Below are 263 nucleotides of genomic sequence, written 5' to 3' on the forward strand. Positions count from 1 at the left end.
CTGAAATCGGTGATGGTGTCCACCGGTCGGTGGCTCGAAGTTCCCTGATCGGAAAAGTGCCAAGCGAAGACGTCCGCGCCGGCGCCCCCGGTCAGCTTGTCCGATCCCGGGCCGCCAAACAAGGTGTCGGCACCATCGCCACCCGTCAACTGGTCGTCGCGGACGCTGCCAAACATCAGGGCCGGGTTGTTCGACGGAGCGCTAAGCACCACGCCAACGCCCGAAGCCGTCACCACGTCGGTGTGCTGCACATGGATGTCGAT

General features: G+C 64.3%; 1 pseudogene. It reads right to left on the reverse strand.

The window, feature by feature from the left end:
- Positions 1–263 (reverse strand): annotated as a pseudogene (locus tag MKD49_RS26040) (hypothetical protein); the annotation flags it as partial.

This window comes from Herbaspirillum sp. WGmk3, from assembly GCF_023952535.1.
Classification (GTDB): domain Bacteria; phylum Pseudomonadota; class Gammaproteobacteria; order Burkholderiales; family Burkholderiaceae_D; genus Herbaspirillum; species Herbaspirillum huttiense.